Below are 12,617 nucleotides of genomic sequence, written 5' to 3' on the forward strand. Positions count from 1 at the left end.
TTGGTAATAATGCTTAAAAACAACAAGATAATGCAGACGTGGTTACTGAGTTTGGCGGCTGCCGGGGCGGCGACGCCTGCGCTAGCCAATGAGGAGACGCTGGTAGTGACAACGGGCGCGGCGGAGGATCCTACCGCGCCGCTGAAAGGGATGGTGGCGACCAAAACGCTGTCGGCAACCAAAACCTCAGCCGAGCTGGTGAAGACCCCGCAGTCGGTATCGGTGATTACCCGCGATCAGATGCAGGCTCTGGACGTCACCTCGGTCTCGCAGGCGCTGCGCTACTCCGCCGGGGTCTTTACCGAGTACCGTGGCTCCTCGAACCGTAACGATGAGGTGTTTGTACGTGGCTTCAGCTACGTGCCGAAATTCCTCGACGGTCTGAGCTTCGGGGCAACCGCCTCGTCGCAGACCGGCACCGTCGATCCCTGGCTGCTGGAGCGCGTGGAGCTGGTACGCGGCCCCGCCTCAGTGCTCTTCGGCCAGGTCAACCCAGGCGGCCTGATCGGCATGACCAGCAAGCGCCCCACCAGCGAAGCGATCCACCGCGTTCAGTTCCGCACCGGTAACGATGAGCTGGCAGAGGGAGCGTTCGATTTCGGTGGCCAGCTGAGCGACGATGGCCGCCTGCTCTATCGCCTGAACGGGATCGCCCGCACCCAGCACAGCCAGGTCAAAGACTATAAAGAGGAGCGCGTGGCCATCGCTCCGGCCCTGACCTGGTACCCTAACGATCAGACGCGCTTTACCCTGCTCACCAGCTACCAGAAGGATCCGGACGCAGGCTATCGCAACTTCCTGCCCGCCTACGGCACGGTGCGGAGCGCCGACGGGCAGCACATTCCGCTGGACTTCAACGTCAGCGATCCGAACTATAACCAGTCCTGGCGCGAGCAGACGATGGTCGGCTATGAGTTTGAGCATCAGTTCGATGACGCCTTTACCTTCCGCCAGAATGCGCGCTACGCCACCATCAAGCAGAAGTACCGCTATCTCGTTTATGCCTCCAGCGCACCGAACAGCACGCTGCTGACCCGTCGCGCCCAGCACGAAGAGCGCCAGACCGACGAGTTCGGCATCGATAATCAGCTGGAGGCGCAGTTCACCACCGCAGAGGTGAACCATACCCTGCTTGGCGGCCTGGATTACAAATCCAGCCGGGACGCTCAGAGTCTGAAGCGCGGCATGGGTGCGCAGTACAATCTGAACTGGCTAAATCCGGTCTATGGTATCAACGTCGATGAGAGCACCTTCAGCACCGCCAGCGACGAGCAGCAGGATCTGGATCAGATGGGTCTCTATCTGCAGGATCAGCTGAGCTGGAACAACTGGGAGCTGCTGCTCTCCGGCCGCTACGACTGGGATGAGGTACGCACCAGCGACTTTACCGCCGATGACGGCAGCGTGCAGCAGAACGATAATAAGTTCACCTGGCGTACCGGCCTGCTCTACGCCTTTGATTTCGGCCTCTCGCCCTATATCAGCTACAGCACCTCGTTTGAGCCGAATCTGCAAACCAACCGCGCACCGGGCCTGGCCCCGTTCAAGCCCACCACCGGCAAGCAGACCGAAGTGGGCGTGAAGTATCAGCCGGTGGAAAGCACCCTGATGACGCTGGCAGTCTACGATCTCAAGCAGAGCAACGTCCCGACCTACAACAGCTCGCTGGGATGGTTTGAAAACGCCGGAGAAGTGCGCTCGAAGGGGATTGAAACGGAGATCCACTCCACCCTGTTTGATAGTCTGAACCTGATTGGCTCCTACACCTATACCGACGCGGAGACCGCCAGCACCACCGTGGCAGGCACCCAGGGCAAGACCCCGGCGCGGATCCCTACCCATATAGCCTCGGCCTTTGCCAGCTATACGCTGCCGTCCGGCCCGCTCAAAAGCCTCACCGCAGGCGTTGGCATGCGCTATCTCGGCACCAGCTACGGCGACGCACGCAACACCTTTAAGGTTCCGGCGGTGGATCTCTACGATGCCATGCTGAGCTACGATCTGGGAGAGGCGAGCAGCAGCCTGAAAGGCGCTACGGTGCAGCTTAACGTCAATAACGTGGCCGATACCAAGTACGTTGCGTCATGCGCCAGCGACAGCGCCTGCTTCTGGGGCATTGGGCGTACCGCCACCGCCACGGTCAGCTACGCCTGGTAAGATGTCATACCGCCCGGCAGCGCAGGTCTGCCGGGCTAACAGAGACCTAATGCCGCGCCTGGCCGTGGTTTTCCTTCCGGTATGCCCCCGGCGGCTGATTAAACGTGCGGGTAAAAATGCGCGTAAAGGTCTGCTGAGAATCAAAGCCGTACTTAACGCAGATATCAAATACCTTCTGATCGGTATCACGCAGCTCCTGAGCCGCCAGCCGCAGCTTACGTTCGCGGATGTAGCGTCCCAGGCTCTCGCCTTTGTATTGCATAAACAGCCGCTGAAGATGCCATTTGGAGTAGCCTGCGTGCCGGGCAATCTCCTCAATACGCAGCGGCTGGTGCAAATTGTCGTCGATCCACTCGACAATCGTATCGATAACCTGAGCGGAAATGGTCATACGTCGTTCCTCTCTGCTCTTTAAGCGCTAAAACTTGATTATGAGTGAGTAAGCACTCATTATAGAAAGAGTCAAAAAGTCGTCAAGATGATTTTCGATCTTTGACATCACCCGTTGCGGAGCGGCAGATGTCATGTTTCAATCAGGGTTTAACAGCGTATGAGGTAAAGGGTAGTGGCTCGTCCGAAGAGTGAAGATAAAAAACAGGCGTTACTGGAAGCGGCAACCGAAGCATTTGCCCAGTCGGGGATCACCGCCTCCACCGCCCTGATAGCCCGTAACGCGGGCGTGGCGGAAGGCACCCTCTTTCGCTACTTCGCCACCAAAGACGATCTGCTCAATGCGGTTTATCTCGCGCTAAAAACCGATCTCTGCCATGCCATGCTCGACGGTCTCGATCGCTCCGTCAGCGAAGCCAAGGCGCTGACCCGCTACATCTGGAATAGCTATATCGACTGGGGCATTCTGCACCCCATCGGTCACCGGGCAATCCGTCAGCTGGCGGTATCGGGTAAAATTACCTGCGCCACCCAGCAAAATGTGGATGAGCTATTCCCGGATCTCCACACCCTATGCCGTCGCTCGGTGCTGCCAATTTTTCTTACTGAGGCCTTCCACGCCTTTGGCGATGCGCTGTTCCTCTCCCTTGCCGAAACCACCATTGAGTTCGCCAGCCGCGAACCCGAGAAGGCAGCCGATTTTAAAGCTCACGGCTTCGAGGCGATGTGGCGCGCCCTGGCGGACAGCAACGGTAGCTAAAGCGCACGTTTTTCACTTATTTTTTCTTCGCTGAATCTGTACGCTACAGCGCAGCACAACTCATCCCAAAAATATCATCAGGAGTATTTATGGATATCGTTTCCATTGCCTTGCAGCGCTACTCAACCAAGGCTTTTGACGCCAGTAAAAAACTGACCGCCGACGAAGCGGAGAAGATTAAAACGCTGCTGCGCTATAGCCCGTCCAGCACCAACTCACAGCCGTGGCACTTTATCGTTGCCAGCACCGACGAGGGCAAAGCGCGGGTAGCGAAATCTGCAGCGGGCGGCTACGTGTTCAACGAACGCAAAATGCTGGATGCCTCCCACGTGGTGGTGTTCTGCGCGAAAACCGCCATGGACGACGGCTGGCTGGAGAAGGTGGTGGATCAGGAAGATGCCGACGGCCGCTTTGCCACGCCGGAAGCCAAAGCGGCTAACCACAAGGGCCGCACCTTCTTTGCCGACCTGCACCGTAAGGATCGCCAGGATGACCATGAGTGGATGGCGCGTCAGGTCTACCTGAACGTCGGTAACTTCCTGCTGGGCGTGGGCGCAATGGGCCTCGACGCGGTACCGATCGAAGGTTTTGATGCCGACGTGCTGGATGCCGAATTTGGCCTGAAAGAGCAAGGCTTCACCAGCCTGGTGGTCGTCCCGGTCGGCCATCACAGCGTAGAAGATTTCAACAAGGCCCTGCCAAAATCCCGCCTGCCAGAAGAGGTGGTGGTCACTGAGATCTAATTCAGTACCGGCCCGCTCCCCGGCGTTCAGATGCCGGGGAGAATCCCTCGTTACAGCCTTGCCAGCACCTGCTCGCCCGCCTCATCGACCGGCAGATAGACCAGCAGCCGCGAACCGTTACGCGGCGCAGAGTACCAGTACATCTGCTGGAGCTGGAACTCGCCAAAATCCGGGTGATGGAAGTTTTTAATCTGATTCTCTACCCCACGCACCTCGTAGCGCTGGTGCCAGAGCGCCTCAAACTCCTCCGAGGCGGCAAAAAAGCGTGCCAGCTTGTTCTCCCACGCCGCTTCGCCGCGGTGCTCCGCCATCGCCGCACGGAAATAGGAGACAAAGGTCGGCAGCACGTCCCGGTTTGCAAGTCGGCTACGCCAGCCCGGATGGGTCAGATAGAGATAGATACAGTTGCGATCGTCTTCCGGCAGCGCCGCAAAATCGACGCCCATCAGCCGACAGAAAGCGTCGTTCCACGCCACGATATCAAAATTGGGTTTCTGAATGCTGGCCGGCTGCGGCAACAGGCTGTCCAGCATCCGTCGCGTGCCGGGGCTGATCCCCTCGCACGGCGTGACGTTTGCCGACTCCACCGGCGGCAGACCCGCCAGCAGGAACAGATGCCGCGTCTCCAGCGGGCTGCACTGGAGCGCATCGGCCACCGCCTGCATCACCACCGCTGAAGGATTGACCTCCCTGCCCTGCTCAAGCCAGGTATACCAGGTCACGCCGACGTCAGCCAGCATCGCGACCTCCTCCCGGCGCAGGCCCGGCGTGCGCCGCCGACCGCTGCGCGGAAGTCCCAGCCGCTGCGGATCCAGGCTCTCCCGCCGCGCCCGCAGAAAAGCGCCCAGCTGTTTACGGCGATCGTCCTGGCGTATCTGCGCGACGTCCAGCTCGCTGTGGCTCATCAGGCTCATGGTCTCTCCAGCCTCTCTTCAGCATGGTAGTGTCAGTACCAGTATAATCAGGAACTGGTACCCGTTTATTCAATCAGCGATGCTACGTCCATTCGCTGAATGACGCAATGGAGCTACCATGAAAACGTCACCTGTTTCACCCGGCCGCGCGGGGCTATTCCTGCTGCTGACCGGCCAGATGCTGCCCCTGATCGACACCTCGATCACTAACGTCGCCCTCGACTCAATTACCGCATCGCTACACGCCAGCGCCACCCAGCTGGAGCTTATCGTCGCCCTGTATGGCGTGGCCTTTGCCGTCTGCCTGGCGATGGGTAGCAAGCTAGGGGATAACTATGGTCGCCGCCGTCTGTTTATGTGGGGCGTGGCGGTGTTCAGCTTCGCCTCGCTGCTGTGCGGCATGGCTAACTCGATTACCGCCCTGCTGGTGGCTCGCACTCTGCAGGGTGCGGGGGCGGCGCTGATCGTCCCGCAGATCCTCGCGACCCTGCACGTCACCCTGAAAGGCACGGCTCACGCGCGGGCTATCAGCCTCTACGGCGGCATTGGTGGTATCGCATTTATTGTCGGACAGATGTGCGGCGGCTGGCTGGTGTCGGCAGATATCGCCGGGCTGGGCTGGCGTAACGCCTTTTTCATCAACGTGCCGATTGGCCTGCTGGTGCTGGCCTTCAGCTATCGCTACGTGCCGGAGACCCGGCGCGATACGCATTCGCCCATCGACTGGCAGGGAACATTTATCCTTGCCCTGATCCTCTGCTGCCTGCTGTTTCCGATGGCGCTGGGACCGGAGCTGCACTGGCCGTGGTCGATGCAGCTGATGCTGCTGGCCACGCTTCCGCTGCTGGTGTGGATGCGGGCCAGCGCGCTGGGCAAGCAACGGCGCGGCGAACATCCGCTGCTGCCGCCGCGGCTGTTGCAGCTCGCCAGCGTTCGCTTCGGCATGGTGATCGCCCTGCTGTTCTTTAGCGCATGGTCCGGGTTTATGTTCTGCATGGCGCTGACCATGCAGTGCGGCCTGGGAATGGCCCCGTGGCAGTCAGGCAACAGCTTTATTGCCCTCGGCGTGGCCTACTTCCTCTCAGCAATGTACGCGCCGAAGCTGATTGCCCGCCACAGCATGGGGCGGATCCTGCTTTCTGGCCTGGCGGTACAGATCGGCGGGCTGCTGCTGTTGATGGAGACCTTCCACCACTACGGTCAGGCCACCACGGCCCTGACGCTGGTGCCGTCAACCGCGCTGATTGGCTACGGTCAGGCGCTGATCGTCAACTGCTTCTACCGGGTGGGAATGCGTGATATCACCGCCAACGATGCCGGGGCGGGCAGCGCCCTGCTCAGCACGTTGCAGCAGGCGACGCTGGGCCTTGGCCCGGCGGTGTTTGGCTCGCTGCTGTTAGTGCTGATGCGTCACCATCACGGCAGCTATACGCAGGCGATGATCGGTTTCCTTGGCGTTGAGGCGGTAATGATGCTGCTGCTGGCGGCGATGGCCATTGGCATGCGCCACCATCTGAACCGCAGCCCGGCAATCGCGACGTCGTGACTCAGGCGCTGGCGCGTTCAATAAAGCGCCAGTCCATCATCACTCTTTCTGCCGGGGTCTCGGGATTGTCGATTTTGTTCAGCAGCAGGGCCACGGCTTTACGGCCAATCTCTTGGGAAGGTTGCGCCACGGTGCTGAGCTGGGGCGAGACCATCTCCGCCAGCGGCGTGCCGTCAAAGCCCACCACGGCGATGTCGTCTGGCATCGTCAGCCCTGCCTGCGCTATTGCCAGCAGTGCGCCAGCCGCCAGGGTATCGGAGACCGCAAATACCGCATCCGGGCGCTCATCGGCGCGCAGTAGGCTCTCCATCGCCGCCCTGCCCGCATTAAAGCTCAGCTCGCTGGCGTACTCGACTGCCGTCCAGCTGCGGTCGTTTTGCTCCAGCACGTTCTTATAGCCCCGCTCGCGCAGGCGGGCATATTTATAGCTCAGGTCGTGGTTGATCAGCGCAATGCGCTGGCGGCCCCGGTTAATCAGGTGCTGGATCACGTACTGGGAGGCGTCGATATCGTTAATCCCGACGCAGGAGACGCTCCCCTCATCGGCATACTCGGCGCACTGTACCCAGGGCGCCTGGCCAATCATGGTCGTCAGCTCCGGCAGCTTAGAGAAGGCGTCCATGGTGATGATGCCATCAACGATTTTCCCCGACAGCAGGGTCAGCGCCGATCGGGAGCGTGCCATATCCGAGCCGGTATTGCACAGCAGGATACGGTAGCCATTCTTCTCCGCCTCCTCCTCAATACCTTTTACCACTTCGGCGCAGAAGGGGTTGGCGATGTTCGACACCAGCACGAGGATCATATAGCTCCGGGCGGTGCGGAGCTGGCGGGCCAGCAGATTCGGCTGGTAGTTGCTCTCTTCAATCGCCGCCAGCACGCGCTCGCGGTTTTGCGGCTTCACGGACCCGCTGTGGTTGATGACCCGGGAGACCGTCGCTACCGACACTCCGGCCAGGCGAGCGATTTTTTGAATTGACATAACGACAACACATCCTGCGGTTAACGCTTTTTATAGCAGGCTACCATAAAACCGCTGCCCGGCGAACCGGCAGCGGCTTAGCGGGTCACCGGCATCCAGCGCTGCTGCTGATGGCTTTTTATAATGGCATCAATGATGAACATCACGTCGGCGCCGTCATAAAAAGAGGCAAACGAACTGGCGCTGGCCTCCGGCATGGTTCCAGCGCGCACCGCCTGGTAGAAGTTCGCCATCATATTCTTAAAAGCGTCGGGCCAGCCCTCTATATGCCCACCGGGAAAGTGCGCGCTGCTGGCAACGTCGGGCGACATCAGACCCGGATCGTCGGTAAGGATCTCGTTGGGACGCTGACGGTGCCCAATCCACAGCTGCTGAGGGATCTCCTGATCCCAGCCCAGCGAGCAGCAGCTGCCATTCACCTCAAAGCTGAGACGGTTTTTCCGCCCCGCGCTGACCTGCGAGACGCTAAAGCAGCCTTTGCTGCCGTCGGCAAAGCGTACCAGCACCGAGCCGCCGTCTTCGGTGGTAACCGGGCGATCCTCATACTGCGCCTCGACTCCGCCAGCGCTGAAGGTCGCCCCGCCGTCCAGCCGCGCCTTGCGGGTCGGCCAGACAATTGCCAGATCGGCCATCACCTCCACGATCCGTTGCCCGGTAACAAACTGTAACGTATCGCACCAGTGCGAGCCGATATCGGCCACCGCTCGCGACGCGCCGCCCAGCGCGGCGTCCACCCGCCAGTTGTAGTCCGTCTCCAGCAGCATCCAGTCCTGAAGGTAGCTGCCGTAGACCGAGAAGAGCCGCCCGAGCCTGCCGTGGCGTTGCAGGCTCGCCACCTGCTGGACCATGGCAAACTGACGATAGACAAAGCTGACCCCGTGCACCACGCCCGCCTGCTCGGCCAGCACCACCAGCTCCGTTGCCTCCTCCGGCGTCATACAGAGCGGCTTCTCCGAGAAAACGTGCTTACCGGCGCGTAAAATGCGTCGGTTTATCTCAGCATGAAGGTGGTTAGGAGTGCAGTTATGCACCACATCAATACCGGGGTGGGCCAGCATGGCGTCGATATCGCCAAAGGCAAAGGGCACGTTGAGCGCAGCGGCCTTCTGCTGCGCTGATTCCAGGGAGCGATCGCAGAGCGCTACCACCTGCACGTCCCCCAGACGGCGCAGGGCTTCAATGTGCGCCGGGCCAATAAACCCGCTGCCAATAATCCCTACGCCGATCATGATGCATCTCCTAATCCCAGCATGGCCCGCACGCTGGCCCGATCGCCGCCGCCTGCGGCAAAATCATCAAACGCCCGATCCGCAACCGGGATAATGTGGCGGCGAATAAACTCGCTGCCCTCCCGCGCCCCGGCGTCACCCTGCTTTAGGCAGCACTCCCACTCCAGCACCGCCCAGCCGTCGTAGCCGTACTGCGTCAGCTTGCTAAAGATCGCCCCGAAGTCTATCTGCCCATCCCCCGGCGAGCGGAAGCGCCCGGCGCGATCCACCCACGGTTGATAGCCGCCGTAGACGCCGCTGCGCCCGTTGATGCGGAACTCTGCATCCTTAACGTGGAAGGCTTTAATCCGCGAATGATAGATATCGATAAATGCCAGGTAATCTATCTGCTGGAGCAGAAGATGGCTGGGATCGTAAAGAATATTGCAGCGCGGATGGTTATCCACGGCGGTCAGGAAGCGCTCGAAGGTCACCCCGTCATGCAGATCCTCCCCCGGATGGATCTCAAAGCAGAGATCGACCCCGTAACGATCGAAACGATCCAGAATAGGCCGCCAGCGACGAGCCAGCTCGGCAAAGGCTTCGTCGAGCAGCAGGGCATTGTGCGGCGGCCACGGGTAGAAGTAAGGCCACGCCAGCGCCCCGGAGAAGGTGGCGTGGCTGCGCAGGCCCAGCTTTTGTGAGGCTACCGCCGCCTGAGTCACCTTCTCTACCGCCCACGCCTGGCGTGCCGTGGGATTACCCCGCAGATGCTCAGGGGCAAAGTTGTCGAAGGCGGCGTCATAAGCCGGGTGCACGGCCACCAGTTGGCCCTCAAGATGCGTTGAAAGCTCGCTAATCACCAGCCCGTACGTCGCCAGCGTGCCATTGATCTCATCGCAGTAGGTCTGGCTCAGCGCGGCCAGCTCGAGATCAAAAATATGCGGATGATTGCAGGGAATTTGCAGCGCCTTGTAGCCCAGCCGCGCCGCCCACTCCGCCAACCCCTCCAGGGTGTTAAAGGGTGCCTTTTCTCCGATAAACTGCGACAGAAAAATCCCCGGTCCCTGAACTGTTTTCATACCATCCTCCACCATTAAGCCCGCTCGTTGTCGTCATATTTAAATGTAAACAGGAATACCAGCGCGATAGCGGCAGCGGCGACGGCGGGGATCCACCAGAAGGTAACCCACGCCTCGGGCACAGCCTGCCCGGCGACCAGCCGGTTATAGAGCGCGCCGGAGATTTGCGAACCAAGCAGCATCCCGATGCCGTAGGTGAACATGACGATCATGCTTTGCGCCTGGCCTTTGACCTTTGCTCCTGCCACGCGGTCGGTATAGATAAAGCCTACGACAAAGAAGAAGTCGTAGCAGATGCCGTGCAGCAAAATACCGAGATAGAGCAGGAAGCGCGTCTCTTCACTTACCCCGAGGGCAAAAAAGGCGTAGCGCACGAACCAGGCACACATACCGATCAGCAGCATGTACTTCACGCCGAGGCGACGGAACAGCAGCGGGATCACCAGCATAAAGACGATCTCAGACATCTGGCCGAAGGACATCGCGGTGCTGACATCCCCTACCCCGGCGTCCGCCAGATACGAGGCGGTGTAGGCGTAGTAGGTCCCGAGCGGCACGGAGATGAGCATGGCGCAGAGCGAGAAGACAAAGAAGTGGCGCGTTTTCAACAGCGCAAAGGCATCGGCGCAAAAAAGATCGCGCACCGCCACCGGCAGCCCTTTAGCGGGCGCAGGGGTATGGGGCAGCGTCAGGCTATAGAGCGCCAGCAGCACCGAGCAGGCAGCCGCCACCATAAAGATGTTGACGCTCGCCGCGATGCCGGTCACGCCGATAAATATCCCCGCCACGATCCAGCCGATGGTGCCAAACACGCGTACCACCGGGAAGGTCTTATCGACGTTCGCCAGGCTATGGAAAGCGATGTTGTTGGTTAGCGCCAGGGTTGGCATATAGCAGAGCGTATAGCCAAATAGCAGGCCAATCAGCAGCGCACCGTTCTGAGCAATCAGCGCCTGGGGGACAAACCAGAGAATGGCTGCCCCGGCGAGGTGCATCACCGCCATCACCTTTTGCGAGGCAAAGAAGCGATCCACCAGCATTCCCAGCACAAACGGCGAGAGAATCGAGGCGATCGGCCCGGCTGAAAAGGCGTCGCCAATCAGCAGAGCCATGTTGTGCTGGGTCATAACAAGGCCCAGCGTGACGGACCAGCTTCCCCAGATAAAGAACTGGAGAAACATCATCAGGGACAGTCTTGGCACGAGCAGTCGATGCTGCACCTGCCCTTTGCCGCTACTTTCGGTTGTTGACACCATTTTATCGCCTCACCCGTGTAAAGTAATCGATTACAAAATGCGATCAATAGAAAAGTAATCGATTACAAAATAGTTTGCCTGTGGGTTAGCTGAGATCTGGGAGAAGGCTCACGATAAATATGACGGAGGGATGAAGCCCGGCAAGCAGCATGCCGCCGGGCAGAAGATTAGCGTGCCTTGCGGCGCAGCAGTTTGAAGGCGATGAAGAGGAAAGCGATCCACACCGGCAGCAGGATAGCGGACATCCGCATGCCGTCGATGGTGCACATCAGCCCGAGAATCAGCACTAAAAAGGCGATGCAGATATAGTTGCTTGCCGGATAGAGCAGCGCTTTAAACTGGCTCTCACGGCCCTGACGACGCATCGCCGCCCGGAACTTAAGGTGCGCGAGGCAGATCATGATCCAGTTCAGCAGCAGCGTCGCCACCACCAGCGCCATCAGCAGGCCAAAGGCCTCTTTCGGCAGCAGGTAGTTAATCAGGATCACCAGGGAAGTAATCCCTGCGGAGAGGAACAGCGAGTTCACCGGCACGCCGCGGGCGTTAACGCGGGTTAAAAACGCCGGGGCGTTGCCCTGCACCGAGAGGCCAAACAGCATGCGGCTGTTAGAGTAGACGCCGCTGTTAAACACCGAGAGCGAGGCCACCAGGATAATAAAGTTCAGCGCCGAGGCGACGATGTTACTGTCCAGCTCGTGGAAAATCATCACGAACGGGCTGCTGTCGGCTTTGACATCTACCCATGGATAGAGCGCCAGCAGCACCACCAGCGAGCCGATATAGAAGATCAGGATACGGTAGACCACCTGATTCACCGCTTTCGGAATGGTGGTCTGCGGATCGCGGGCCTCGGCGGCGGTAATGCCGATCAGCTCCAGACCGCCAAAGGAGAACATGATCACCGCCAGGGACATGATCAGCCCGTGCCAGCCGGTAGCAAGGAAGCCGCCGTGCTGCCAGAGGTTATCAAAGGTAGCGCGCTCGCCGCCGTGGCCGGAGAAGAGCAGCCACAGGCCAAAGCCGATCATCGCGATAATCGCCAGCACTTTGATCAGCGCAAACCAGAACTCCATCTCGCCATAGAGGCGGACGTTAACAAGATTGGCAGCGTTGATGATGATAAAGAACGCGGCGGCCCAGACCCACGTCGGTACGTCCGGCAGCCAGTACTGCATATAGATGCCCGCTGCGGTCAGCTCAGCCATGCCCACCAGCACAAACATCACCCAGTAGTTCCAGCCGGAGAGGAAGCCCGCGAAGGGACCCCAGTATTTCCAGGCAAAGTGGGAGAACGAACCGGAGACCGGCTCCTCGACCACCATCTCGCCCAGCTGACGCATAATCAGGAAGGCGATAATCCCGGCAATGCCGTAGCCCAGCAGTACCGCTGGCCCGGCCATCTGAATCGCAGGCCCGATGCCCAGAAACAGCCCGGTACCGATAGCACCGCCCAGCGCGATAAGTTGAATATGACGGTTTTGCAAACCCCGTTGCAGCGTCGGCCCACTCCCCGACGCGCCATCTGCCTGTTGCTGGCCAGATGCGATTGACGCGTTTTTCACGTCCTACCCCTGTCTAT

11 protein-coding genes are annotated in these 12,617 nt (G+C 59.9%); 4 read left to right on the top strand and 7 right to left on the bottom strand.

Annotation, left to right across the window (positions count from 1 at the left end; translation table 11 throughout):
- Positions 1-9 precede the first annotated feature (9 nt).
- Positions 10-2,157: a TonB-dependent siderophore receptor gene (locus RTN40_RS04345; protein WP_312227387.1), complete on the top strand. Its 2,148-nt coding sequence runs from the start codon at positions 10-12 to the stop codon at positions 2,155-2,157.
- Between the two features lie 46 nt (positions 2,158-2,203).
- On the opposite strand, the gene RTN40_RS04350 is transcribed toward RTN40_RS04345, so the two are convergent.
- Entirely contained in the window at positions 2,204-2,548 is a 345-nt protein-coding gene (locus RTN40_RS04350) for a RamA family antibiotic efflux transcriptional regulator (RefSeq protein WP_312211355.1), read from the bottom strand.
- 174 nt (positions 2,549-2,722) lie between these two features.
- Between RTN40_RS04350 and RTN40_RS04355 the strand changes: the two genes are divergently transcribed.
- Positions 2,723-3,307 (top strand): TetR/AcrR family transcriptional regulator, encoded by a 585-nt coding sequence (locus RTN40_RS04355; protein WP_312227388.1) that lies wholly within the window; start codon positions 2,723-2,725, stop codon positions 3,305-3,307.
- Between the two features lie 89 nt (positions 3,308-3,396).
- Positions 3,397-4,050 carry an oxygen-insensitive NAD(P)H nitroreductase gene (gene nfsB / locus RTN40_RS04360; protein ID WP_312227389.1) on the top strand — a complete coding sequence of 218 codons (654 nt, stop codon included), beginning with the start codon at positions 3,397-3,399 and terminating at the stop codon, positions 4,048-4,050.
- Between the two features lie 50 nt (positions 4,051-4,100).
- Here the strand turns inward: nfsB and RTN40_RS04365 are convergent, their stop codons facing one another.
- A complete protein-coding gene (locus RTN40_RS04365) occupies positions 4,101-4,955 on the bottom strand; it encodes a helix-turn-helix transcriptional regulator (RefSeq protein ID WP_312227638.1) in 855 nt (284 codons plus the stop codon).
- Positions 4,956-5,082: 127 nt separating this feature from the next.
- Between RTN40_RS04365 and RTN40_RS04370 the strand changes: the two genes are divergently transcribed.
- Positions 5,083-6,510 carry an MFS transporter gene (locus tag RTN40_RS04370; RefSeq protein ID WP_312227390.1) on the top strand — a complete coding sequence of 476 codons (1,428 nt, stop codon included), beginning with the start codon at positions 5,083-5,085 and terminating at the stop codon, positions 6,508-6,510.
- A gap of 1 nt (position 6,511) precedes the next feature.
- Here the strand turns inward: RTN40_RS04370 and RTN40_RS04375 are convergent, their stop codons facing one another.
- The 5 genes from RTN40_RS04375 to pheP all read right to left on the bottom strand — a co-directional run bounded on the left by RTN40_RS04375 (position 6,512) and on the right by pheP (position 12,600).
- On the bottom strand, positions 6,512-7,492 hold the full coding sequence (locus RTN40_RS04375) for a LacI family DNA-binding transcriptional regulator (RefSeq protein ID WP_312227391.1): 981 nt from the start codon (positions 7,490-7,492) through the stop codon (positions 6,512-6,514).
- 77 nt (positions 7,493-7,569) lie between these two features.
- Positions 7,570-8,721 carry a Gfo/Idh/MocA family oxidoreductase gene (locus tag RTN40_RS04380; RefSeq protein WP_312227392.1) on the bottom strand — a complete coding sequence of 384 codons (1,152 nt, stop codon included), beginning with the start codon at positions 8,719-8,721 and terminating at the stop codon, positions 7,570-7,572.
- On the bottom strand, positions 8,718-9,782 hold the full coding sequence (locus RTN40_RS04385; protein ID WP_312227393.1) for a sugar phosphate isomerase/epimerase: 1,065 nt from the start codon (positions 9,780-9,782) through the stop codon (positions 8,718-8,720). The genes RTN40_RS04380 and RTN40_RS04385 overlap by 4 nt, the downstream gene beginning before the upstream one ends.
- 14 nt (positions 9,783-9,796) lie before the next feature.
- On the bottom strand, positions 9,797-11,038 hold the full coding sequence (locus tag RTN40_RS04390) for an MFS transporter (protein ID WP_312227394.1): 1,242 nt from the start codon (positions 11,036-11,038) through the stop codon (positions 9,797-9,799).
- Positions 11,039-11,205: 167 nt separating this feature from the next.
- The gene (gene pheP, locus RTN40_RS04395) at positions 11,206-12,600 is read right to left on the bottom strand and encodes a phenylalanine transporter (protein ID WP_312227395.1); all 1,395 of its coding nucleotides are present in this window, start codon (positions 12,598-12,600) and stop codon (positions 11,206-11,208) included.
- Positions 12,601-12,617 lie beyond the last annotated feature (17 nt).

This window comes from Pseudescherichia sp., from assembly GCF_031987975.1.
In the GTDB taxonomy this organism is placed as follows: domain Bacteria; phylum Pseudomonadota; class Gammaproteobacteria; order Enterobacterales; family Enterobacteriaceae; genus Pseudescherichia.

Coding starts and splice junctions, on each gene's coding strand:
- RTN40_RS04345 (WP_312227387.1), top strand. CDS start 10: ATGCTTAAAAACAACAAGATAATGCAGACGTGGTTACTGAGTTTGGCG.
- RTN40_RS04350 (WP_312211355.1), bottom strand. CDS start 2,548: ATGACCATTTCCGCTCAGGTTATCGATACGATTGTCGAGTGGATCGAC.
- nfsB (WP_312227389.1), top strand. CDS start 3,397: ATGGATATCGTTTCCATTGCCTTGCAGCGCTACTCAACCAAGGCTTTT.
- RTN40_RS04365 (WP_312227638.1), bottom strand. CDS start 4,955: ATGAGCCACAGCGAGCTGGACGTCGCGCAGATACGCCAGGACGATCGC.
- RTN40_RS04370 (WP_312227390.1), top strand. CDS start 5,083: ATGAAAACGTCACCTGTTTCACCCGGCCGCGCGGGGCTATTCCTGCTG.
- RTN40_RS04375 (WP_312227391.1), bottom strand. CDS start 7,492: ATGTCAATTCAAAAAATCGCTCGCCTGGCCGGAGTGTCGGTAGCGACG.
- RTN40_RS04380 (WP_312227392.1), bottom strand. CDS start 8,721: ATGATCGGCGTAGGGATTATTGGCAGCGGGTTTATTGGCCCGGCGCAC.
- RTN40_RS04385 (WP_312227393.1), bottom strand. CDS start 9,782: ATGAAAACAGTTCAGGGACCGGGGATTTTTCTGTCGCAGTTTATCGGA.
- RTN40_RS04390 (WP_312227394.1), bottom strand. CDS start 11,038: ATGGTGTCAACAACCGAAAGTAGCGGCAAAGGGCAGGTGCAGCATCGA.